Origin of the sequence: Nocardia brasiliensis IFM 10847 (assembly GCF_000710915.1) — a bacterium.
GTDB lineage: Bacteria > Actinomycetota > Actinomycetes > Mycobacteriales > Mycobacteriaceae > Nocardia > Nocardia brasiliensis_A.
In genome coordinates this window covers 48,806-70,633 of the sequence record NZ_BAUA01000008.1, presented here as the reverse complement: position 1 = coordinate 70,633, position 21,828 = coordinate 48,806, and the positions used below count along the sequence as shown (strand labels likewise).

At 69.3% G+C, this 21,828-nt stretch carries 20 protein-coding genes; 12 read left to right on the top strand and 8 right to left on the bottom strand.

The window, feature by feature from the left end; all coding sequences use genetic code 11:
- Window positions 1–46: 46 nt before the first annotated feature.
- Window positions 47–1,426 (top strand): acyl-CoA dehydrogenase family protein, encoded by a 1,380-nt coding sequence (locus NBRGI_RS01735; protein ID WP_029892485.1) that lies wholly within the window; start codon window positions 47–49, stop codon window positions 1,424–1,426.
- Between the two features lie 5 nt (window positions 1,427–1,431).
- On the opposite strand, the gene NBRGI_RS01730 is transcribed toward NBRGI_RS01735, so the two are convergent.
- The 3 genes from NBRGI_RS01730 to NBRGI_RS01720 all read right to left on the bottom strand — a co-directional run bounded on the left by NBRGI_RS01730 (window position 1,432) and on the right by NBRGI_RS01720 (window position 4,406).
- The gene (locus NBRGI_RS01730) at window positions 1,432–2,991 is read right to left on the bottom strand and encodes an FAD-binding oxidoreductase (protein ID WP_029892484.1); all 1,560 of its coding nucleotides are present in this window, start codon (window positions 2,989–2,991) and stop codon (window positions 1,432–1,434) included.
- A gap of 36 nt (window positions 2,992–3,027) precedes the next feature.
- Window positions 3,028–3,312, bottom strand: coding sequence for a hypothetical protein (locus NBRGI_RS01725; RefSeq protein WP_029892483.1), 285 nt, complete (start codon window positions 3,310–3,312; stop codon window positions 3,028–3,030).
- A gap of 89 nt (window positions 3,313–3,401) precedes the next feature.
- Window positions 3,402–4,406: a LacI family DNA-binding transcriptional regulator gene (locus NBRGI_RS01720; RefSeq protein ID WP_051727421.1), complete on the bottom strand. Its 1,005-nt coding sequence runs from the start codon at window positions 4,404–4,406 to the stop codon at window positions 3,402–3,404.
- Window positions 4,407–4,547: 141 nt separating this feature from the next.
- On the opposite strand from NBRGI_RS01720, the gene NBRGI_RS01715 reads away from it, so the two are divergent.
- The 5 genes from NBRGI_RS01715 to rbsD are packed head-to-tail and all read left to right on the top strand — an operon-like array spanning window position 4,548 to window position 8,681.
- Window positions 4,548–5,564 carry a sugar ABC transporter substrate-binding protein gene (locus NBRGI_RS01715; RefSeq protein ID WP_029892481.1) on the top strand — a complete coding sequence of 339 codons (1,017 nt, stop codon included), beginning with the start codon at window positions 4,548–4,550 and terminating at the stop codon, window positions 5,562–5,564.
- A complete protein-coding gene (locus NBRGI_RS01710; RefSeq protein WP_029892480.1) occupies window positions 5,561–6,526 on the top strand; it encodes an ABC transporter permease in 966 nt (321 codons plus the stop codon). Before NBRGI_RS01715 ends, NBRGI_RS01710 begins: the two co-directional genes overlap by 4 nt.
- 8 nt (window positions 6,527–6,534) lie before the next feature.
- The gene (locus NBRGI_RS01705) at window positions 6,535–7,320 is read left to right on the top strand and encodes an ATP-binding cassette domain-containing protein (RefSeq protein WP_029892479.1); all 786 of its coding nucleotides are present in this window, start codon (window positions 6,535–6,537) and stop codon (window positions 7,318–7,320) included.
- Window positions 7,317–8,285 carry a ribokinase gene (locus NBRGI_RS01700; protein ID WP_051727419.1) on the top strand — a complete coding sequence of 323 codons (969 nt, stop codon included), beginning with the start codon at window positions 7,317–7,319 and terminating at the stop codon, window positions 8,283–8,285. Before NBRGI_RS01705 ends, NBRGI_RS01700 begins: the two co-directional genes overlap by 4 nt.
- Before the next feature lie 9 nt (window positions 8,286–8,294).
- A complete protein-coding gene (gene rbsD / locus NBRGI_RS01695) occupies window positions 8,295–8,681 on the top strand; it encodes a D-ribose pyranase (protein ID WP_029892477.1) in 387 nt (128 codons plus the stop codon).
- A 9-nt stretch (window positions 8,682–8,690) separates the two neighbouring features.
- On the opposite strand, the gene NBRGI_RS01690 is transcribed toward rbsD, so the two are convergent.
- Window positions 8,691–9,140, bottom strand: a complete 450-nt coding sequence (locus tag NBRGI_RS01690; protein ID WP_029892476.1) for an SRPBCC family protein — start codon at window positions 9,138–9,140, stop codon at window positions 8,691–8,693.
- Window positions 9,141–9,362: 222 nt separating this feature from the next.
- Here NBRGI_RS01690 and NBRGI_RS01685 point away from each other — a divergent pair, with 222 nt between their 5' ends.
- Complete coding sequence (locus NBRGI_RS01685; RefSeq protein ID WP_029892475.1) at window positions 9,363–11,885, top strand: molybdopterin-dependent oxidoreductase; 2,523 nt, start codon at window positions 9,363–9,365, stop codon at window positions 11,883–11,885.
- 9 nt (window positions 11,886–11,894) lie between these two features.
- Here NBRGI_RS01685 and NBRGI_RS01680 read toward each other — a convergent pair whose 3' ends face one another.
- Together NBRGI_RS01680 and NBRGI_RS01675 are read right to left on the bottom strand one after the other, a co-directional pair.
- Window positions 11,895–13,859, bottom strand: coding sequence for a cutinase family protein (locus tag NBRGI_RS01680; protein ID WP_029892474.1), 1,965 nt, complete (start codon window positions 13,857–13,859; stop codon window positions 11,895–11,897).
- Between the two features lie 182 nt (window positions 13,860–14,041).
- On the bottom strand, window positions 14,042–14,695 hold the full coding sequence (locus NBRGI_RS01675; protein WP_081877880.1) for a TetR/AcrR family transcriptional regulator: 654 nt from the start codon (window positions 14,693–14,695) through the stop codon (window positions 14,042–14,044).
- Window positions 14,696–14,815: 120 nt separating this feature from the next.
- Here NBRGI_RS01675 and NBRGI_RS01670 point away from each other — a divergent pair, with 120 nt between their 5' ends.
- Both NBRGI_RS01670 and NBRGI_RS01665 read left to right on the top strand, forming a co-directional pair.
- The gene (locus tag NBRGI_RS01670; RefSeq protein WP_029892472.1) at window positions 14,816–15,697 is read left to right on the top strand and encodes an alpha/beta fold hydrolase; all 882 of its coding nucleotides are present in this window, start codon (window positions 14,816–14,818) and stop codon (window positions 15,695–15,697) included.
- 109 nt (window positions 15,698–15,806) lie between these two features.
- On the top strand, window positions 15,807–16,682 hold the full coding sequence (locus tag NBRGI_RS01665; protein ID WP_029892471.1) for an alpha/beta fold hydrolase: 876 nt from the start codon (window positions 15,807–15,809) through the stop codon (window positions 16,680–16,682).
- Between the two features lie 11 nt (window positions 16,683–16,693).
- On the opposite strand, the gene NBRGI_RS01660 is transcribed toward NBRGI_RS01665, so the two are convergent.
- Window positions 16,694–17,689 (bottom strand): quinone oxidoreductase family protein, encoded by a 996-nt coding sequence (locus NBRGI_RS01660; protein ID WP_029892470.1) that lies wholly within the window; start codon window positions 17,687–17,689, stop codon window positions 16,694–16,696.
- Window positions 17,690–17,709: 20 nt separating this feature from the next.
- Complete coding sequence (locus tag NBRGI_RS01655) at window positions 17,710–18,351, bottom strand: dTDP-4-dehydrorhamnose 3,5-epimerase family protein (protein WP_081877879.1); 642 nt, start codon at window positions 18,349–18,351, stop codon at window positions 17,710–17,712.
- Window positions 18,352–18,472: 121 nt separating this feature from the next.
- Here NBRGI_RS01655 and NBRGI_RS01650 point away from each other — a divergent pair, with 121 nt between their 5' ends.
- The 3 genes from NBRGI_RS01650 to NBRGI_RS01640 are packed head-to-tail and all read left to right on the top strand — an operon-like array spanning window position 18,473 to window position 21,824.
- A complete protein-coding gene (locus tag NBRGI_RS01650) occupies window positions 18,473–19,912 on the top strand; it encodes an NDP-hexose 2,3-dehydratase family protein (protein WP_029892468.1) in 1,440 nt (479 codons plus the stop codon).
- Between the two features lie 5 nt (window positions 19,913–19,917).
- Complete coding sequence (locus tag NBRGI_RS01645) at window positions 19,918–20,892, top strand: Gfo/Idh/MocA family protein (protein ID WP_029892467.1); 975 nt, start codon at window positions 19,918–19,920, stop codon at window positions 20,890–20,892.
- Window positions 20,889–21,824 (top strand): NAD-dependent epimerase/dehydratase family protein, encoded by a 936-nt coding sequence (locus NBRGI_RS01640; RefSeq protein WP_029892466.1) that lies wholly within the window; start codon window positions 20,889–20,891, stop codon window positions 21,822–21,824. Before NBRGI_RS01645 ends, NBRGI_RS01640 begins: the two co-directional genes overlap by 4 nt.
- Window positions 21,825–21,828 lie beyond the last annotated feature (4 nt).

Sequence of the window (21,828 nt, the reverse complement as noted above, 5' to 3'; positions counted from 1 at the left end):
TCGTCGCCGCGCGAGTCGACGGGCGTCGGCTGGGTATCACCCCCTCGTGACCTTCGACCTGACGCCCACGGCCGCCCAGCACGACCTGGCCAAACGTGCACACGAGTTCGCGCGTGACTGCATCAGGCCGGTGGCCGCGCACTATGACAAGGCCCAAGAGTTCCCGTGGCCGGTGCTCGAAGAGGCCGCCGAACGCGGGTTCTACAGCCCGCTGTTCTACCGCGACCTGATCGGCGACCCCACAGGGCTGTCCCTCCCGATGTTCATGGAGGAGGTGTTCTGGGGTTGCGCCGGGATCGGGCTCGCGGTGGTGATGCCGGCGCTGGCCCTGTCGGCGATCGGCAAGGCCGCCACGCCCGAGCAGATGTTGCGATGGGCGCCCGAGTGTTTCGGTACGCCCGGGGATCTGAAGCTGGCGGCGCTCGCGATCTCGGAACCGGAGGGCGGCAGCGACGTACGTAATCTGCGCACCCGGGCGACCCGCGACGGCGACGACTGGATCATCGACGGCCACAAGATGTGGATCGGCAACGGCGGCATCGCCGACGTGCACGTGGTCAACGCGGTGGTGGACGAGGAACTCGGGCATCGCGGCCAGGCGCTGTTCGTGATCCCCGGCGGCACACCGGGATTGGAGCTGGTTCGCAAGCTCGACAAACTCGGTTGCCGGGCCTCGCACACGGCGGAGCTGAGATTCGATCGGGTGCGGATCCCCGGGGACCATCTGCTCGGCGGCGCGGACAAGCTCGAACACACCTTGGCCGCGCGCCGGGCCGCGGCCCGGGGCAACGGACGTTCCGGCTCGGTCACGCTGGGGACGTTCGAGCAGACCCGCCCGATGGTGGCGGCGCAGGCGCTGGGCATCGCCAGGGCGGCTTTGGAATACATGACGGGGTACGCGAAAGAACGGGAGGCCTTCGGTGCGCCGATCATCGACAATCAGGGCATCGCCTTCCCGATCGCCGATCTGGCCACCCAGCTCGACGCCGCGCGACTGCTGACCTGGCGCGCCTCCTGGATGGCGGCCAACGGGGTGGCGTTCGAACGCGGCGAAGGATCGATGTCGAAGCTCGCGGCCAGCGAGGTCGCGGTGCGCGCCACCGAACGCGCGATCCAGACCCTCGGCGGGTGGGGCTACATCACCGACCATCCGGTGGAGAAGTGGTACCGGGATGCCAAGCTGTACACCATCTTCGAGGGCACCAGCGAGATCCAGCGGATCGTGATCTCGCACGCACTCGGCGCGGCCGAAGGCCGGCCACCGCTGCACGTCGACCTGGCCCCGTCCGGCGGACCACTCAGCAAGGTCTTCGGCCGCGGCACCGCGACCAGAACCAAAGCCGCAGCAGCCGCCCTGAACCTGAAAGACCGTGTCCCCCAGCCCATAGTCCAAGCCGCGATGCGCCTACTCCGCCCACCCCGCTGAGCGCACTACGGCTCGACGGACAAAGGGTGATGAAAGATGTTGTGGGGGTCCCACTCTGCTTTGGCGCGTTGCAGGCGGGGGTAGTTGTCACGGTAGTAGAGCGTGTGCCAGGGGGTGTCGGAGGTGTTCCAGCGGGGGTCGCGCAAGTCCGGGTCCGGGTAGTTGATGTAGGCGCCGCCGTGGGTTTCGCCGGGCACCGGGACGCCGCCGGTCGCGGCGTAGACGTCACGGTACATTTCGCGGGCCCAGCGCAGGTAGGCGGCATCGTCGGCCTCGTTGCGCCAGGCAGCGTGGATGAGCATCTTCATGAACGAGTCGCGCACCGGCATGGCGGTGGCGTCGGCGGGTCTGGCGTTGATCGCGCCGCCGAAAGGCAGGAATTCCAGCTGGGATTCGCCGAGGAAGCGCAGGTCGGTGAGGTAGCGGTACAGCATCCGCACCTGCTCGGGAGTGTAGGGCCGACGCAGGTATGCCGCTTTCGCCTTCACGCGCGGCGGCAGCGGACCCCTGGCGTAGTAGACCTGAGATACCGTGTCCAAGTACGACTTTCGCTCGAGTGGTGGAACGAGCGGCGCCGGCCACACCCCGTCTCCGACGGCCGCGGCGAACTCGTCGTAGCGCGCCGCCGCATCACCCTGCTCGCCGTCGAGCAGCACCAGAATGTCGCACGCACCACCGGGTTTGACGTGCAGCGGCGCGTAGAGCCCCGTGAATGGACTGTCCGGCTCGCTGTTTCGCGCGAAGAAGTCCAGATAGTTGCCGACGAACCGCACGAACGACCCCTCGCTCGTGATCGGTAGCACCAGCCGGGCGTGCAGCATGCTCGCGGGCGGCCGGGGCAGCGGCCGATCCGGATCCGCATCGGGTGAGCGCAGCAGAAACCGCGTCACCACACCGAAATTGCCGCCCCCAGCACCGGTGTGCGCCCACCACAGCTCCTGGTTCGGGCCGTCCGCGGTGGCGGTGCGCACCGACGCCGTCCCCGACGCGTCGACCGTCACCACCTCGATACCGTAGAGGTGATCGGCGGTGAGCCCGAGCCGCCGCGACAGCGGGCCGTACCCGCCGCCGCACAGAAACCCGCCGGCGCCGACGCCGAGGCAGATCCCGGCCGGCACGGTCACCTCCCAGCCGCGCGCCAAGCGCTCGTACATCGTGCCGAGTTCCACACCGGCCCCGACGGAATAGGCTCGGTGCCGCTCGTCGAACGTCACGGCGTCGAGCCGGCTCAGATCGATGATCGCCTGGGTTCCCGGATTGTCGACCAAGCCGTCGAAGCAATGACCGCCCGAGCGCACCGCGATCCGCAGCCCTTCGGCGACCGCCTGCTGCACCGCGTCGCGCACCTGCGCCGCATCGACCGGTACGAAGATCTTGCGCGGCGCGGCGACGAATCGGCGGTTGTATCCGCGCAAGGTGAGCCGTGCGTATTCCGCATCGCCGGGCACGACGACCTCGAGCCCAGCCGCTTGGGTGGGCGCGGCACCCGCCGGCGCGCCGCCGACCACGATCCCCCCGGCCCCGGCTCCTGCCGCACCGAGGAATCGCCGCCGCGACAATGGCATCCGCACACCCTCTCGTTCGAGCCGAGCGACGGACGTTCAGTCGTTGCGGAAGCCTTCCGCACGATGCGACAGCCGTTCAGCGAATGTTTCCGACCATGCCACCGATTCCAATTCGTCGGTCACGCGCGGCGTGCGCCGTACCGCAGGCGCGCGCACCGCGGAGTGGTGCCGCGCACCGCCCTCCGGCCTGGATTCCAGCGCCAGCAGCCGCACACCCCAGCAGACGTACGCCTCCAGGCTCATCCCCGCACACTCGGCCGCATACTTCAGAGCGCGCCACTCGCTCTTGTCCACGGTCACCGTGATATCCCTGGTTGCCATGCGCAACCACGGTAGTCCGACAACGCCGCGCGCAAGGCGGTTCGCGCTTTTGTCGCCGGACGCTAGGCGTGTCCGCACGGGCTGATCTGCTAGAACGCGTCGGGGCAGCCGCACGAGCCACGGGTCTCGAGTTCGGCGGCCAGGCTCACGACGCCGGGCTCGGCCGCCCCGGTGTCGATCTGGCGCAGCAGCAGTTCGACCGCGAGTTCGCCCATCTTCCTGGTCGGCTGCACCATGGTGGTCAAGCCCGGCCTGGTGTATCGGGAGTACTCGATGCCGTCGAAGGCGACGACGGCCAGGTCGTCCGGGACGCGCAGACCGGCGTCGTAGGCCGCACGCAGCATGCCCATCGCCTGCAGATCGCTCGTCACGAAGACCGCCGTGGGCGCGGGTGTGCCCGCCATCAGCCTGCCGAGCGCGTGGTAGCCCGCCGCGCCACCGAATTCGGTACGCACGATGACACTTTCGGGCAACCCCGCCCGATGCAATGCCTCCCGATAGCCCGCGACGCGCTCCTCCGCGGTGGACACGTGCGGTCCACTGAGACACGCGATGTCGCGGTGCCCGTGCGCGATCAGATGCTCGACCGCGGTGCGCGCGCCGGCGACCGAATCGCACATGACGTGCGCGCACCGGAGCGGGTCGATGATCCGGTCCACCGCGATCAGCGCCATGTCCGCCGCCGCGCACGCCTCGGCGACGCCGGATTTCCAGGACGACGAAATCGCCAGCAGCCCTTCGACTCTGCGGTCGATGAACGAGCTCACGTACGCGCGCTCGCGCGCCTCGTCGCCCGCGGCGTTGCCGACGATGAGCGGGTAGCCCCGGGCGAACGCCGCCGCCTCGATCACGGCGGACAGTTCGGCGAAGAACGGGTTCGCGCCGTCGGGGATGACCATCCCGAGCGCGTGCCCGCGGTTCATCCGCAGGCTGCGCGCGGACAGGTTGGGCCGGTAGCCCAGTTCCTCGATGGCGGCCTCGATCCGCGCGCGGGTGGCGGGCGCGACCTGGCGCGGACCGCCGTTGATCACATAGCTGACCAAGGCGGGTGAGGTGCCCGCGCGCCGGGCGACATCGGCTCGGGTGACTGCCATCGCGATTTCTCCTGTCTGCCTTGCCATTCTCGCGAACTGGCCGGAAGACCCTTGACAGCTCGTGACACAGGTCACACACTACACATCAACACGTGTTGTCAACACGAGTTGAGAATGAGCCCAGGATAGGTCGAACACCAGATGAACTCACGATTCAGGTACGCGGTCGCCGGCATGGCCCTCGTCAGCGCGGTCGCGCTCACCGCAGGCTGCGGCCGGGGCGAGGACGCGTCGTCCGATTTCAAGATCGCGGTCGTCACGCGCAACTTCACCAACCCCTACTGGGCCGCGCTGCGCGACGGCGCGAAGGCCGAGGGCGCGCGGCTCGGGGTCGACGTCGCGGTGCAGGCCGGACAGTCCGAGACCGACGCCGACGGCGAGAACGCTCAGATCTCCACCCTCGCGGCCCAGGGCTACGACTGTTTCGCGGTCGTACCGGTCAACGGCACCAACGTGATCACGCCGCTGGTCCCGGTGGCCCGCAAGAACATTCCGATCCTCAACCTGGACACCCAGATCGACGCCGAAGCCTCGAAACAAGCGGGTGTCGAGTACGCGAGCTTCATCGGCTCCGACAATCTGGCCGCGGGCCGGATCGCGGCGGAGAAGATGCTGGAGGCGCTGGGCGGCACCGGGAAAGTGGTTGTGCTGCAGGGCATCGCCGGGGAGCAGAACGGCATCAACCGGGACAAGGGCTTCACCGACGCGGTCGCGGGCAAGCTGGAGATCGTGCAGCGCACCCCCGCCGACTACGAGCAGGACAAGGGCCTCACGGTCACCGAGGCGATCCTGAAGGCGCACCCCGATATCACCGGCATCTTCGCCGCCAACGACACGATGGGCCTCGGCGCCGCCCAGGCGATCAAGAACGCCGGCCGCACCGGCCAGATCAAGGTGATCTCGGTGGACGGCATCCAAGCCGCCCTCGAGGCGGTCAAGGCGGGCACGCTGTACGGCACGGTCACCCAATATCCTTATGCGGAAGGCGAACTCGCGGTGCAGGCGTGCCTCGCCGAGCACCAGGGGAAGGATATTCCGGCGCGCGTGGTCGCCCCGATCGCGTTCATCGGCAAAGACAACGTCGAGCAGCAGATCGCCGCATTCCCCCGGCCCATCACCGCATTCGACAATCCGCTCGCCGGACTGGTGAACAAGTGAGCGGTGTCGCCGCCGTCGCCGCCGACCGGGGTGGCGACCGGCGCGTCTCCGCCCGCCTCGCCGAGTTCGCCGCGCCCATCGCCCTGGTCCTGGTGTGGGTGGCGTTCTTCATCGCCACCCCGAACTTCTTGACCGCCAGTAACATCGACGACCTGCTCGTCGCCTCGACGATTCTGACGGTGCTCGCGCTCGGCCAGCAGTTCGCCGTGGTCGTCGGCGGCATCGATCTTTCGGTCGGCGCCACGCTGCCGTGGTCGGCGGCCCTGCTCGGCTATCTGACCAGCCACGGGTATCCGGTGACCGTCGGCATCGTGGCCGCGATCGCGGGCGGGCTGGTCGTCGGGGTGGTCAACGGCGTGCTGATCGGCCGGTTCCAGATGACCGATTTCGTGGTCACGCTCGGCACACTGAGCGTGCTCAGCGGCTGCACCCTCCTGCTCACCAGCGGCAACAGCGTCGCCGTGAATTCGCCCTTCCTGCAAAGCCTCGCGCTCGACGGGGCGGGCCCGTTCCGCTGGTTCTGGCTGCTGGCACTGGTCGCGGCGCTCGGCGTGGCGGGCATCCTGTTCCGGACGCGGCTGGGCACCCACCTGCTCGCCACCGGCGGCAATATCGACTCCGCGCGCGAGACCGGCATTCCGGTGCAACGCATCCGGTTGATCGCCTACCTCGCGTGCGGGCTGCTGTGCGGCGTCGCCGGTGTCATGCTGGTCGCGCGCAACGGCGGCGCGGACCCCTCGCTGCAGACCACCTACCTGCTGAGTTCCATTGCGGCCGTGGTGCTCGGCGGATCCTCGCTCAGCGGCGGCAAGGCCTCGGTCCTCGGTACCGTCTGCGGCGCGGTCCTTTTCACGTCGCTGATCAACGGGTTCACCATTCTCGGGATCTCGCAGTACTACCAACCGGTCGCGGTGGGCGCGGTACTGCTGCTCGCAGCGGCGATCTCGCGCTTCCGAAAGTAGTTGATGTGATGACCAAGCCGATGTTGGAGGCGCACGGCCTCACCAAGTCGTTCGATTCCGTCCGTGCACTCGACGGCGTCAGCCTGACCATCCCCGAGGGCGAGGTGACCGCGTTGGTCGGGGACAACGGCGCGGGCAAGTCCACCCTGGTGCGCTGTCTCACCGGCGTGCACCCGCCCGATACCGGGGAGATCCTGTTCCGCGGTGCACCAGTGCGGCTCGGATCGCCGGAGGACGCCAGGAGGATGGGCATCGAGACGGTCTACCAGGACCTCGCACTGATCGACGATCTGACGGTCTGGCAAAACCTGTTCCTGAATCGTGAACTCGTGCACCGGATCTGGCCGCTGAAGATTCTCAATCGCACGGCGATGATCGCGCGGAGCGGGGACATCCTGCGCGATCTCGACGTGGACGTCCCCTCGGTCCGGACCACGGTGCGCCGGATGAGCGGCGGTCAGCGCCAGAGCATCGCGATCGCGCGAGCGGTCGCCTGGGGCAAGGCCATGGTGATCATGGACGAGCCGACGGCCGCGCTCGGCGTGCGGGAGACCGCCGCGGTGGAGAAGCTGGTGCGCGGACTGCGCGATCGCGGGGTCACCGTGCTGATCATCAGTCACGACCTCGCGCAGGTCATGCGGATCTGCGACAACGTCGTCGTGCTGCGGCGCGGCCGCTCGGTGGCCGCGCACCCGGTGCGCGAGATCGACGGCGACCGGCTGGTCGCGCTGATCACCGGTGCCGCACAGGGCAATCTGGAGGCGAGTGCCGCCACGAAGACGGAGGTGTCGTGACGGGTCAGGTCGCGGTGATCGGCTCGATCAATCAGGACATCGTCTGCGAGGTGCCCGCGCTGCCGGGTCCCGGCGAGACGGTCTTGGCCGTCGCCGCGCGAACCAACTTGGGCGGCAAGGGATCCAACCAGGCGGTGGCCGCGGCGAAGGCGGGCGCGCAGGTGCAGTTCGTCGGGCGAATCGGCAGTGACGGGACCCTGTCGCGCTGCCGGGACGCCCTGACCGGCATCGAATCGGCCACGCTGCGTGCGGTTCCGGGCGCCCGGACCGGGACGGCCTACATCACGGTGGCGGCGGGTGAGAACCAGATCGTGGTGGACCCCGCCGCCAACTACCACTGGGAACCCGCCGCCGTCCTGGACACCATGCCGGAGGCCGCGCTGCTGTCCGGCGCCGATGTCGTGGTGGCGCAACTGGAGATCCCGCTCGCCGTGGTCGCCTGGGCGGCGAGCCGCGCGCGCCGATTCGTGCTCAATGCCGCGCCGGCCGCGGCACTCGACGACGCGTTGCTGCGCCGGTGCGACCCGCTGGTGGTGAACGAGCACGAGCTGGCGCTGATCAGCGGACTACCGACCGGCGACCGGGATCAGGCCGCCCGGGCCGCGCGCTCGCTGTGTCTGCGGGGCGCGCACTCGGTAGTCGCGACCTTGGGGGCGGCCGGTTCCGTCGCCGCACGCGACGGTTCGTCCCTCACGTATCACGAAGCGCCACAAGTGGACTCAGTGGACTCCACCGGAGCCGGTGACGCCTTCGTCGGCGCTCTCTGCGCCGCCCTCGCCGACGGGCTCGACCTCGATGCCGCCGTCACCTACGCCACCGCCGCCGCGGCGCTGTCGGTCCGATCACCCGGAACGCACGCGTCCTATCCGACGCGACCGCAGATCATCGGCGCGCTGGCCACGGTGCCGCGCCCCGTTCCGCTCGACCTGCCGGACCCGGCCGCGAGCCCCCTTCCGCCGAGATAGGAAACCCTCATGCGCACAAGCGGTCTGGTCCACGCCGAGCTGATCTCGGCCCTGGTCGCCCTACGCCACACCGACACCTTCGCGGTGAGCGACTCCGGACTTCCGGTGCCGCCCGGCGTCCGCGTCATCGATCTCGGAATCAGCTACGGGCTGCCCCGTTTCGCGCAGGTGGTCGAGCTGATCCTGGACGAGGTCACCGTCGAGGCGGCGTGGGGCAGCGCCGAGGTCACCGCGACCAACCGGGAGGCGGCGGACCTGCTCGAGCGGCTCGACGCCGAACTGCTCGACCACGAAGTGTTCAAACAACGAATCGGGCAGTGCCGCTTCGTGGTTCGCACCGGCGAGGCCCGCCCCTACGCCAACGTGCTGTTCCGCGCGGGCGTGCCCTGGCTGTAACGGCGATGCTCACTTCGTCGCGAGCCGCGCGGCATGCGCGGCGAGGCCGTCGGCCATCTGCTGCATCACGCGCTGCATGGTTCGCTTCATCAGCCAACCCATACCCCACCGAGGGGTGTAGGTGCCGTGCCAGTGAATGGTCGTGTGGCCCCCGGGCGTACCGGTCAGGTCGATGACCGCGCGGTAGTCGCGCAGGGCCGGGTTGAACGCGTCCTCGTAGGTCAGCTGTTGCTCTTCGATGAGGCCTGTGAGCCGTTCCCCGGTCACGACGCGCCCGGTGCGGAACGCCCGTACCGCACCGACCGGATCGCGGCCGTCACGGTCGAGCCCGCGGGAACGTTCGACTTCCAAGCTGTCCACCGTCGACCAGACGGGCCAGGTCCGGGCATCGATCAGCAGGGCCCAGACCACGGCGGGCGGCGCGGCCGCGGTCGCGGTCGCATCGTAGCTCTGCCTCATGAGACTCCTTCCGCCTGCGCGAGTTGTGGTACCGGCTCGAACCTATCGCCGCGACTGCACCGGGCACTATGCACGGAATTGCCCGCCCTCGATCAGTTCTTGCGCCCACCCAGCGGACATATGCGTTACCGCTTGTAACAAGCAGATTCTTGGTAGTACGATCGGTCTATTCATGCTCCGGCAGCGAGTAATCGTGTACGAGGCCCATCGCAGGAGGAATCCGTGTCCGCAGAGCAGACGCGTCGCCCAGAGTCCGAGCAGTCCGCCGGTCCCGCCGCGGACGCGTGGCACAAGTCCGCCTGCATCCTGTGCGAGTGCAACTGCGGTATCGAGATCCAACTCGACGACCGCAAGCTGAGCCGGATCCGCGGTGACAAGGAGCACCCCGCCTCCGGCGGCTATACCTGCGAAAAGGCCCTGCGCCTCGACTTCTATCAGAACGGCAGGCACCGGATCACCACTCCCCTGCGCCGCCGCGATGACGGCACCTACGAGGAAATCACTTGGGAGACAGCGATTTCCGAGATCGCCGCGAAGCTGCTGGCGGTCCGGCGCGAGTACGGCGGCGACAAGATCTTCTTCTACGGCGGTGGCGGACAAGGCAATCACCTCGGCGGCGCGTACGGCAAGTCACTGATGGCGGCGCTCGGCGCGAAGTACTACTCGAACGCGCTGGCACAGGAGAAGACCGGCGAGATGTGGGTGGACGGCAAGCTGTACGGCGGCCACACCAAGGGCGACTTCGAGCATGCCGAGGTGGTGCTCTTCCTCGGTAAGAATCCGTGGCAGTCGCACAGTTTCCCGCGGGCACGGCCCACCCTGAAGGCCATAGTCGCCGATCCGCAGCGGGCGATGATCGTCATCGATCCGCGACGCAGCGAGACCGCGGAGATGGCGGATTTCCATCTCCAGGTGCGGCCGGGCACCGACGCGTGGTGCGTCTCGGCCATGCTGGCGGTGCTGGTCGAAGAGGATCTGCTCGATCACGAATTCCTGCGCGAGCACACCACCGACGTCGCGCCGGTGCTCGCTGCGCTGGCCACCATCCCGGTAGCCGAGTTCGCCGCGCACTGCGGCGTACCGGAAGACCTGCTGCGCACCGCTACTCGACGCTTCGCCGCCGCCCGCAGCGCCACCACTTACGAGGACCTCGGCATCCAGCAGGCCCCGCACAGCACCCTGGTGTCGTACCTGAACAAGCTGCTGTGGATTCTCACCGGCAACTTCGGCCGCCCCGGCACGATGTATCTGCATTCGACTTTCGCCGCGGTCGCGGGCACCGGCGGTGCACCGAAAGGCAAGCCCGCCGCGGGTGTCCGCAAGCAGCTGAAAAAGGTGACGTCCGAAACGATGTCACGCGGCGCAGCCGCTCTGTCCGCGCTGCTGCCCACTCTCGCTTCGGCGCCCGTGACGGCCGCACCGACCCGGCGACTCACTCGCACGCTGCTGCGCACCGCCGTGCCGACGCTCGCGGCCGGGCTCGGCGGGCTGGGCGGTGGCAGCGCCGCGGGCGGCAAGACGACGCCGGTCACCGGCGCCCGCATCATCGCCGGACTGGTACCCGCCAACTCGATCACCGAGGAAATCCTCACCGATCACCCGGATCGCTTCCGGGCGATCTGGATCGATAGCTCCAATCCGGTGCATTCGCTGGCGAATTCGGAGCGGATGCGCGAGGCGATGCGCAGTCTCGAGCTGTCGGTGGTGATCGATGTGGCGATGACAGAGACGGCGCGGGTCGCCGACTACGTGCTGCCCGCGAGCAGTCAGTTCGAGAAGTGGGAGTCGACCTTCTTCAATGTCGAGTTCCCGCACAACACTTTTCAGCTGCGCCCGCCGGTGCTCACCCCGCTGCCGGGCACGCGGGCCGAATCCGATATCTACACCGGCGTCGTTCGCGCACTGGGACTGGTCGATCCGGCGCTGGTCGACCGTCTCGTCCTCGCGCGCAAGGTCGGTAAGGACGAATTCGCCCTGACCTTCTTCAGTGCCGTCGCGGGTAACCCCGCCCTGATGAATCTCGCGCCCTATCTGCTGCACGAGGCGCTCGGCCCACATCTGCCCGCGGGTGCGGCCAACGCGGCGACACTGTGGGGAGCCGCGCACCTGTGCGCGTTCGCCAACCCCGCCGCGGTGCGCCGCGCGGGATTCACCGGCACCGGAATCGAGCCCGGCGAGCAGCTGTTCGAGGCCGTCCTGACCCAGCACGCCGGCGTCACGTTCACCGTCGACACCTGGGACGACGTCTGGGCCTACGTCAAACGGCGAGACCGCAGGTTCACCGTGCACATTCCGGAGCTGCTCGCCGAGCTCGATCAATTGCGCACCACGCCACCGGCTTTCACCACCGCGGAGTATCCGTTCACGCTGTCGGCGGGTGAGCGACGCTCCTTCACCGCCAACACCATCATCCGCAATCCCGAATGGCGGCGGCGCGGCGGCGCGGGCGAACTACGGATAAGCCCCGCCGACGCCCGGGAACTCGCTCTCGACGACGGAGCGCGCGTCGCCGTCGTCACCGAAACCGGCCGGGCGACGGCGATCGTCGAGATCAGCGCCATGATGCAGCAGGGTCATATCTCGCTGCCCAACGGCATGGGCCTCGACACTACCGACGGCAGCGGGCAGTCGATCCGAACCGGTGTCGCCGTAAACGAATTGACCTCTGTCGAGCGACGCGACCGGTTCGCGGGCACACCCTGGCACAAGAATGTGCCCGCACGGATCGAGCCGGTACGGGACTGACCCCGCCATCTACTTGACCCGCCCGATGCGCTGGTTCATCCAGTCGCCGAGCCACTGCACGGCGTTGCGGCCGGAGTCGTCGACGATCAGCGCGCCGTAATTGGTGTGCGCCCCGGACGCGACAAAGCTTGCGGCACTGAGCCCGTCGCGGATGAGCGTGCCCAGGTTCAGGTCACGGAAACTCAGCAGTCTGGTGAACGGCGCGATCGGGTCGTCGGCGGTGATGTCCGGCGCGGCGATGGAGCGGGCCGGGACATCGGCGCGCCGGCCCAGCACGTTCGGCGGCTGCTGCCGCGGCTTGGGCCTGAGCAGATCAGCGGCCGCCGCGGCCAAGTCCTGCCCGATCGGCAGCAGGCCGGACAGCGCGACGCCCGCGCCCACCAGGTCGGGAGCCTGCCCGGGTGCCGGAACCAAGCGTTGCAGCACCGACCACGCGACGTCCTGGATCCGGCCCACGAGTTCCGCGAGCCGCTTGATATCGACCCCGGACAGGATCGAGGTCACCGTGGCGGCGACGCCGGTGAAGCCGAGCGCGTCCGGCAGCACCGCCAGTACCTGCGAGATCCAGCCGAGATCGACGGTGCCGACGAGCCGGACCAGCGGCTGCAACTGGCCGCTCAACGCGCTGGCGACCTGGTGCACGCCCTCGGCGTCCATCGCGATCACCCGCTGGGGCAGCAGTGCCAGGTTGGCGATGATCGCGGGGAGATCGAAGGCGGTGACCGCGGTGGCGACGTCGAGGGCCTGATCGACCAGCACGGTGGGTTTGAGCAGCGACAGCGGTCGGGTCGCCGCGCCGAGCACCTCGGGCGGCGTGGCCGCCAGCGGCGTGATGCGGTCGCTGACGGCCGTGGCGGCGGCCCGCAGCGCCCGCGCTTTCGGGTCGCTCGGCCGGAGTTCGCCCACGCCGCGGCTCAGCATCTTGTCCGTGATCTCCGCGACCTTCGCGACCACAGCGGCGACACCGGGCAGGTTGGACTGCGCCGCTCGGGACAGCACCTCGCCCGCCTGCCGGTCCGCGGTGCCCTCGGGCGCCGCCGACAATTCGGCCGTGGCAGCCGGATTCGCCGCACCCGAGCCGAGCAGATCGACGAGCGGGGTGAGGGTGTGCAGCACCGTGCCCGCGCTGGTGCGCACCCGCGCCACATCGACACCCGCCGGGGCGCTCAGCGCGGCGGTCAGTCCGGCGATCGCGGGTGCCAGACCCGGGAGATCGGCCCGCGAGAAGTCGGCGGTCAACGCCGAGGCCAGCGGGAAACCGGCGTCGGCGGGCAGGGTGCCGCTCAGCGCCTTGCTCAAGATCGAACCCAACGCGCCGAGCAGCGGGTTGTCCCCCTTCTGGATCGAGCAGTACAGGTCCTTCGGATCGCAGATCGAGGTGACGCGCCCGGTCAGTTTGCCCATGCCCTGCGGCCGCGGGTCGGCGATTCCCGTACCCGCCGCGCCGGGCCCGACGGCGATCTCACCGTTGGTGCCCGCGCCGGGATCGGAGAGCAGGCCGACCGCCAGCACCCGATCGGCCGGGATCGGGCCCCGATCGTTGCCGATATCGGCCGCGATATCACCGGCCGCGTCGGCCCCCTGGCTGTAGCCGTTGATGGTGAATCGCGCTGCGGGGCAGCGTGTGCCATAGTCGAGCAGCACCGAACGCGCGTTGTTCAATGCGGTGCTCTTACTATCGGCGTAGGTGTAACCGTTGTCGAAGGCTCGGGCCATATAGGGCGTGAAATAGATCGCCGAATTCGCGCCCTGCCGTTGCTGGATGGCCTCCGCGATCGGCGCGAGCATGCCGACCGGGCGCGCCGGGTCGGCTTCCTCGTCGGTTTCCCAGGTGCCCGGGATGAACAGATTCATGGTCGCCACGCAGGGCATCGGCTCCGCCCGCGCGAGCCCGGGTGCGGCGACCACCGCCGAGCCGACGGCGACGGCGACGGTCACCAATGTGGTGGTCACATACCGTTTCGACGAACGCATGACAGGTGTCTGCCCCTCACTACAGTGCTGATCGGTGCTTGTTCTCCGCTGGCCGGACCGGCACCACGGTAAAACAATTCCCAGCGGCTCGAGCGTTGGGCAGTGCCCCACTTACTGTGCTTAAGAAGGACTTTCAGTAATAACGGCGCAATTCTTAAGGCGCGGCTACAGTCCGCGCCGACTCAGTCCCGCTCGAGCATCGGCGCGAGATAGCGTCGCGCGAAAGCCCTGGCCTGTTCCGCGGTGTCGAGTTCGATGACCGTTTGCGGCGTCAGCAACAGCGACAGCGTGATCCGGATGTGCAGTTCCGCGACGGTCCGCAAATGCTGTTCCTTGTCTGCCGAAATCGGTGCGTCACCGTAGAGTTCGCGTTTCCACAGGGCGAGACAGAATTCGCGGAAGGCTTCGAGCAGCAAGCCCGCGTCGGTGGTGAGGGCGGGCAGGATGGCGTCCGGCTCGGTTTCGAGCAGCCGCCGCACCAGCGGATGGTTCCGCAGGTATTCGACTGTGTAGGCGGTGCTTTCGGCCATGCGATCGGCGATATCGGTGTGCCCGGCGACGGCCGCGGTGCTGCCTGCGAGGTAGTTGCGGAATTCGCTGTGCAGCACCGCCTCGGTGAGCGCTGCTTTCGAGGGGAACCGCCGATAGACCGTCGCGCGCCCAAGCCCCGCGCGTTTGGCCACGTCCTCGACGGTCGAGCGGCGCCAGCCCGCGACCCGCATCTGCTCGATCGCGGCGGCGAGTATCCGCTCGGTGATCTGATCCGCGTCGTCCAGCAGGCGCAGCACCGCCGCGTCGGGCGCGGTGAGTTTGCTGAGCAGCGTGTCCTCGGTCACTCGCAGCACAAGCCTCCTTGTCCGGGTCTCGACCTCACTATATCGTCGAGAGACAAAGAGACGAACTTTGTCTCACATGTATCGGAGCTCTCTGAGCAATGCAGCTGGAGGCAATGCGTCATGACCACGTTCGCGAACATCCACCCGTCCCGGATCGTCACCGCCACCGACGGCGTGCAACTAGCCGTGTACGAATCCGGGCCCGCCGACCTGCCCACCGCGCTGCTCGTGCACGGCTGGCCCGACGATCACCGGGTATGGGACGGTGTCGTCGCGCTGCTCGCCGATCGCTTCCGGGTGGTCACCTACGACGTGCGCGGCGCAGGCAACTCCGGACGCCCGAATGCGACTGCCGCCTACCGCATTCCGCAACTGGTGGCCGATCTCGCCGCCGTGCTCGACACGGTCGCGCGCGACGGCGCACATCTGCTCGCGCACGACTGGGGATCCATTTTCGCCTGGGACGCGCTCGCCGACGCTGAAATCGCCTCCCGGATAAAGTCGTTCACCAGCATCTCGGGCCCGTCACTGGACATGATCGGCACCTGGCTGCGCGGCATCCGCCGGAACCCACGCGACGTGCTGACCCAGGTGCGGCACTCCTTCTATGCCTTGCCGTTCCAGCTGCCCGCCCTGCCCGAGGTCGCCGTGCGGCGCGGCCTCGTATCGCGCATCGTCGCGGCGTCGAGCGTGCGGGGTGAACCCGAAGCCACCGCCCCGCACACCATCGCACTGGCCGACACCCTCGACGGCATCGCGCTCTATCGGGCCAATATGACTCGCCGCGTACTGTTTCCGAAGCCTCGCCCGGTTACCGTCCCAGTCCAGGTGCTCGCGCCGCGCGACGATATCCACGTGTCGGTGGCCTGCCAGACCGAAGCGCCGCGACCGTTCGCGACGAACCTGCAGACCCACGAGATCGACGGAAACCACTGGGTCCCCGCGCAACGTCCGGCCGTGATAGCCCGCTGGTTCGGCGGATTCGCGGACGCACACCGGTGATCCGCGGGGCCGACCGGCGACGCGCGCACTGCCAGATCTCCTGACACGATCGCGATCCCTGGGAAGTTAGGGCCCCGCTGCGGCCCCGCTTCCGAGAGAATGCAACCCGATGACTGACATCGACCGACACACGCAGGGGATCGTGGACCGGGTCACCACCCGGGACGGGCGGCAGCTGTACGCCATGTGGCTGCCCGGCCCGGAGACCGCCGACCGGACCACGCCGACAGTCGTATTCGAGGCCGGCGCCGGTGCCAGCCGGTCCAGCTGGGCCCTGGTGCAGCCGGCGGTCGCCCGGCACGCCCGGGCGATCGTCTACGACCGCTCCGGTTTGGGCAACAGCGCACCGGACCCGGGCGCCCGCACCTTGAGCACCATGGCCGACGACCTGAACGACGTGCTGAACCACTTCGCGCCCGGCCCCTTCCTGCTCGTCGGCCACAGCGCGGGCGGACCCATCGTCCGGCTCGCCGCGGCCCGGCGTCCCGACCGGATCGCCGGGCTGGTCCTGGTCGACCCGACAGACGAGGCCGCCGAATCACTGTTCGGCGCCGGCTTCCGCCGCACCGAACGCAGGATGATCGCCACCGCCGCCGTTCTGGCCCGGGTCGGCCTGCTCGAAGTGCTGTACCGCAAGCAGATCCGCGCCCTGCCACCCGATGCGGGGCGCGACCTGAAGCGGGAGGGCTTCGGGCCCGGCGTGGCGCGCACCATGCGCAGGCAGGCCCGCACCTTCCTGGACGAACTCGCCGCCTGGCGCGACAACCCGCCCGACGACGCCAGTATCCCGGTCACTGTCATCTCGGGCGGGCAGGCAGGCGACGGCATGAACGCGACATGGCGAGCCGAGGCCAATGCCGCGCACGCCCATCGCGCCGCTCGCGCCCGGCACGGCCGATACGTCGTGGCCGAGCGCTCGGCCCACGTCGTCCCGCTCACCGAGCCGGAGGTCATCGTCCGCGAAATCACCGATCTGCTGGCGTAAAGCGTTCGCGGTCAAGCAATCTGGAAGACGATCTTGCCCGCGACACTCGCACCGAGCATCGCCCGGAAGCCCGCTGCGGCATCCCGCAGCGTGAACTCGTGAGCGATGCTCGGGCGCAGGCCGGTGCGCACGAGAAAGCTCATCAGTGCCGCCAGATCCTCCGCGGTGCCCATACCGGACCCGACCAGGCGATGCTCGGCGAAGATCAAGGTGTGCAACGCCCGCGCGGCGGCCACGGTATCGAAGCCGGTGATCGCGCCCGCCCGGTAGCCGGAACAGACGATGGGCGCGCCGGGGCGCAGCGCCTCGATCGGCCACCACCAGTCCGCGACATCGATGCCCGCGTCGAACGCGGCGTCCAGGCCGCTCGGCAGCGGCTGATCGGCGGTCGTCACGACGGCCGCGCCGCTGCGCCGCGCCAATGCGTGATCGGCGGCGTCGGCGCGGACGCACACCTCGACACCCGCCGCGTCGGCGAGCGCGATGAGCGCGGTCGCGATGCTGCCCAGGCCGCGGCGGCCGCGCACCACGATCGTCTGGCCCGCGCGCACCCCCGCGGTGACGAACAACATTCGATAGGCCGTCAACCACGCGGTCGGCAGGCACGCGGCCTCGGCGAAAGAGAGTTCGGGCGGTTTGGGCACCGCGTTGCGGCGGGGAATCGTGGCGCTGCCCGCGAACGTGCCCTGATGGTAGGAGCCGAGCACCATCCGGTCCGGGTCGCGCGCCTCGGGGCCGGTCCACCCCGCCGACCCCACCGACGCGTGCACCACCACCTCCGAGCCGTCCGCGAGGACGCCCGCGCCGTCGTTGCCGAGGATGAGCGGATAGGCGTGCGCGGGCACGCCGATACCGCGCAGCGTCGCGATATCGCGCATGTTCAGCGATGCGGCGCGCATCCGCACCGTCGTCCACCCGACCGGCTGTGCGGGCTGCGGGCGTTCCCCGAACCGCAGCGCGGCCAGCGGGTCGGCGGGGTCGGGGCGCTGACAATAGACGGCGTCCATCACGGCGGTCTCCTCCGGCCTCAGCGTGGGCGGTAGTGCGGCAGCAGATCCTGGTCCAGCAGTTCGGCCAGCGTCGCCGCACCGCGGTCGTTCTCGGAAAGGATGGGTTCGAATCCGGTGGTCAACGGCAGACCGAGGGCCGGATCGAGCACGTTCACGGCGAGTTCGCTGCCGGGCGAGTACAGCGTCGAACACTGGTAGAGCACGCGGGTGTCCTCGGCCGTGGCGACGAACGCGTGGCCGACCCCTGGCCCGAGATAGACCCCGGCGGCCATCCGCTCGTCCAGCGCAACCAATTCGAACTGCCCGAAGGTCGGCGAGCCGACGCGCAGATCGACGGCGATATCGATGATCGAGCCGCGGACACAGGTCACCAGCTTCGACTGTCCCGGTGCACTGGCCACCACATGGATACCGCGGATCACCCCGCGGTGCGAGACGGAGATGTTCACCTGCTCCAGCCGGACCGGATAACCGGTGATGTCTTCGAGCACATCGGTGCGGCTGAGTTCCTGAAAATGCCCGCGCTCGTCCGGAAACCGGTGCGACCGCAGCAGATAGACATCCGGCAGGCCGAGCGCGGTCGCGGCGATCGTCGCCGGTCGTGCGGCGCCGCGCGGCCCGGCGTGCGGCGCCGCGGTGTCACCGTCTCGGTGGGGCATGGCGGCGAGGCTAGGGCGGCGCGCTCGAGAATCTTTCGGGGCGCGCTCCAGCCGCGCCGAGGGCCGCCTGGCCCCATCCGCGTCCCAGTGGTTCTCGAACGACCGGCCGGACCCTGTCCGCATGGGGAATGCCGCACAGGTCGAGCAGCAGTCGGTTGCCACCTTCGACGACGAGCTGGCCTGGCGGTTCGCCCGCTCGGCCGCGGTCACCGCGACGCCGCTGTGCTCGGTCGAGGGCTTCCGGGACTGGTTCGCCGCCTGTCGCCGCGCCGATCAGCTGGCGGTCGAGCGGATACCGTTCGCGGACCTGGTCGGCTGGCAGTTCGACGACGAGGGGAATCTGCGTCACGACAGCGGGCGGTTCTTCACCATCGAAGGGCTGGACGTGCGCACCGATTTCGGTTTCGTCGAGCACTGGCAGCAGCCCATCATCAATCAACCCGAGATCGGCGTGCTCGGCATCGTCGTCAAGGAGTTCGACGGCGTGCTGCATTTCCTGATGCAGGCCAAGGCCGAACCGGGAAATATCGGCGGCGTGCAGCTCTCGCCGACCGTGCAGGCGACGCGGAGCAATTACCTGCGGGTGCACCAGGGACGCGCCGTGCCCTACCTCGAGCACTTCCTCGACGCGCAGCCCGACGCGGTCCTCGTCGACGTGCTGCAATCCGAGCAGGGCGCGTGGTTCCTGCGCAAACGCAATCGCAACATCGTGGTGGAGGCGACCGGTCCGGTCGAAACCCTGCCCGGCTTCTGCTGGCTCACCCTCGGCGTGCTGCGCGAACTGCTGCGACAGGACAACACTGTCAACATGGACGCGCGCACCGTGCTGTCCTGTGTGCCGTGGCGCATCAGTCCGCCGCAGGCCGCCGCGGGTGACGAGTTCACCCGTGCGTTGGCGCGCGGCCTCGATCCCGGGGCCGCCGCGCGGCACGGCGCCGCCGAAATCCTGCACTGGCTCACCGATTTGAAGGCCAGGCACGAGCTGCGCCAGCGCCTCATACCGCTGGCCGCGGTCGCCGACTGGCAGCGCGGCGCGGACGAGATCGCCCATGTCAGCGGCAAGTACTTCCGGGTGATCGCGGCCCGGGTGAGTGCCGGTCAGCGCGAGGTGGATTCGTGGACCCAGCCGCTGCTCGCCCCGGTCGGCCAGGGCGTCGCCGTCTTTCTCGCCACCGCGATCGAGGGCGTGCTGCACCTGCTGGTGAACGCCAAACTCGAAGCGGGCGTGCTGGATGTCGCGGAGCTCGCACCGTCGGTGCAGTGCCAGCCGGCCAATCATGAAGACCTGCCCGTGCCTCGGCAGCCCGCGTTCCTGCGCGACGTGCTCGACGACGGGCTCGGCACGGTGCGCTACAGCGGGTTGCAGTCCGAAGAGGGCGGCCGCTTCCAGCACGCCGACAATCTCTATCAGATCCGCTTGCTCCCTGCGGATTTCCCGATCGCCGAACCGCCGGGATTTCGCTGGATGACGCCCGCGCAGATCACGAACCTGCTCATCCACAGCAACTACGCGAACGTGCAGGCGCGCAGCCTGATGGCCTGTCTGCTGGCGAGTTGGTGAGCCCGATGCTGCGCTGGGGAATCCTGGGTACCGCACAGATCGCCGAGCGGCGCATGATGCCCGCGCTGTCGCGGCACCCGGCCGCCGAACTGGTCGCGATCGGCAGCCGCGATCCGCGGCGCGCCGCGCAGTGGGCCACCCAGCACGGGTTGCGCATCTCCGGCGGCTATCAGCGGGTACTCGACGACGACGCGGTCGACGCGGTCTATCTGCCGCTGCCGAACGCGTTGCACGGCGACTGGATCGAACAGTCCCTGCGGGCGGGCAAAGACGTCCTGGTCGAGAAGCCGATGCTGCCGCCCCGGCTGGACGGAACCGAGATCGCCACGGCACGCGGGCTTTTCACGCTCGCCGCCGACCAGGGCCGAACGCTGATGGAGTGCATGACCTTCCCGCGGCACCGCCAGCACACCGCGGTGCGCGAGCTGGTCGCGGCGGGCGCGATCGGCCAGCTGCGGCAGCTCACCGTGCGCTTCACCATCCCGGAGCGCGCCCCGGACGACTTTCGGTATCGGGCGGACCTCGGCGGCGGCGCACTCGCCGATCTGGGCTGCTACGCCCTGCGCGCCGCCCAGTTCTTTCTGGGATCCGAGCTGCGCGTGGAACATTCGCGGATGCGGCGGGACGACCGTTTCCCCGGTGTCGATCTGTCGGGTTCGGCGCGGTTGCGCGACGCGGCGGGCGCGCAGGCCGATCTGGAGTTCGCGATCGGTGCGCCCTACCGCTGCGAGTACCACCTCGCGGGCAGCGCGGGTTCCCTGTCGGTCGAGCGCGCCTTCACCCTCCCGCACGATCTCGCGCCGCGCGTGTTCCTGGATCGAGCCGGTGACATCCGGCAACTCGACCTGGCGCCCGACGACCAGTTCGGTAATATCCTCACCGACTTCACCTCCGCCCACGATGGCGAACAGCCCGACGCCGCAGCGACATTGCGCACGATGGAGCTCGCCGCGGCCGTACTCGGCGTGGGGACACGATGAGCGAGTACCCGCCGCGGCGCACCGCGCTCGTGCTCGGCGGCACCGGGTTCGTCGGCGGTCATATCGCGAACACGCTGCGGGACAACGGCTATCGGACCGTCACGGTGTCGCGCCGACCCACGTCGACCGGCGCCACGCACTGCGCGCTCGATCTCGAAACGGGTGACGCGCAACCCCTGATCGAGGTGCTGCGCACCCACGAACCGGCCCTCGTGGTGAACGCGGCCGGATCCTATTGGGGTGCGGACGAACCGCAGTTGCACCGATCGTTCGTCACCGCCACCGAAACCGCGCTCACCGCGTTGGCCGCGCGGCCCGACCGGCGCCCGCGCTACGTCCACCTGGGCAGCGTGATGGAGTACGGTCCGCTACCCGAGCTGGGCTCGGTCGACGAATCCGCGCCGACCGAGCCCGAATCCGCCTACGGGCGGACGAAGCTGGCGGCGACGGAGCTGGTCCGCGCGGCGATCGCGGCGGGCACGGTGGACGGTGTCGTGCTGCGCGCGACCAACAGCATCGGCCCCGGCGTGCACCCGGGCAGCCTGATCGGCAAGGTCGGCTCGGCACTGGCCGCGAACCGGGACGGGCGAGCCCGGATCGAACTGTCGCCGCTGGCCGCCCACCGCGACTACATCGACGTGCGCGACCTGGCCGAGGCGGTCCTGGCCGCGGCGCGCACCGGCGACACCGTCGATGTGGTGAACATCGGTCGCGGCCAAGCCCTCTCGGTGCGGGAGCTGGTCGACCGGCTGGTCACCATCAGCGAGGTGCCGGTCGATATCGTCGAGACCGCGGCCGCGCCGACCGCGCCGGGCACCAGCTCGATCTGGCTGGAGGTGGCCACCGAAACCGCCGCGCGGACACTGGGTTGGCGGGTGACCCGCAGCATCGACCAAGCGCTGCACGACTATTGGCGCACGCTCACGCACTGAGCGC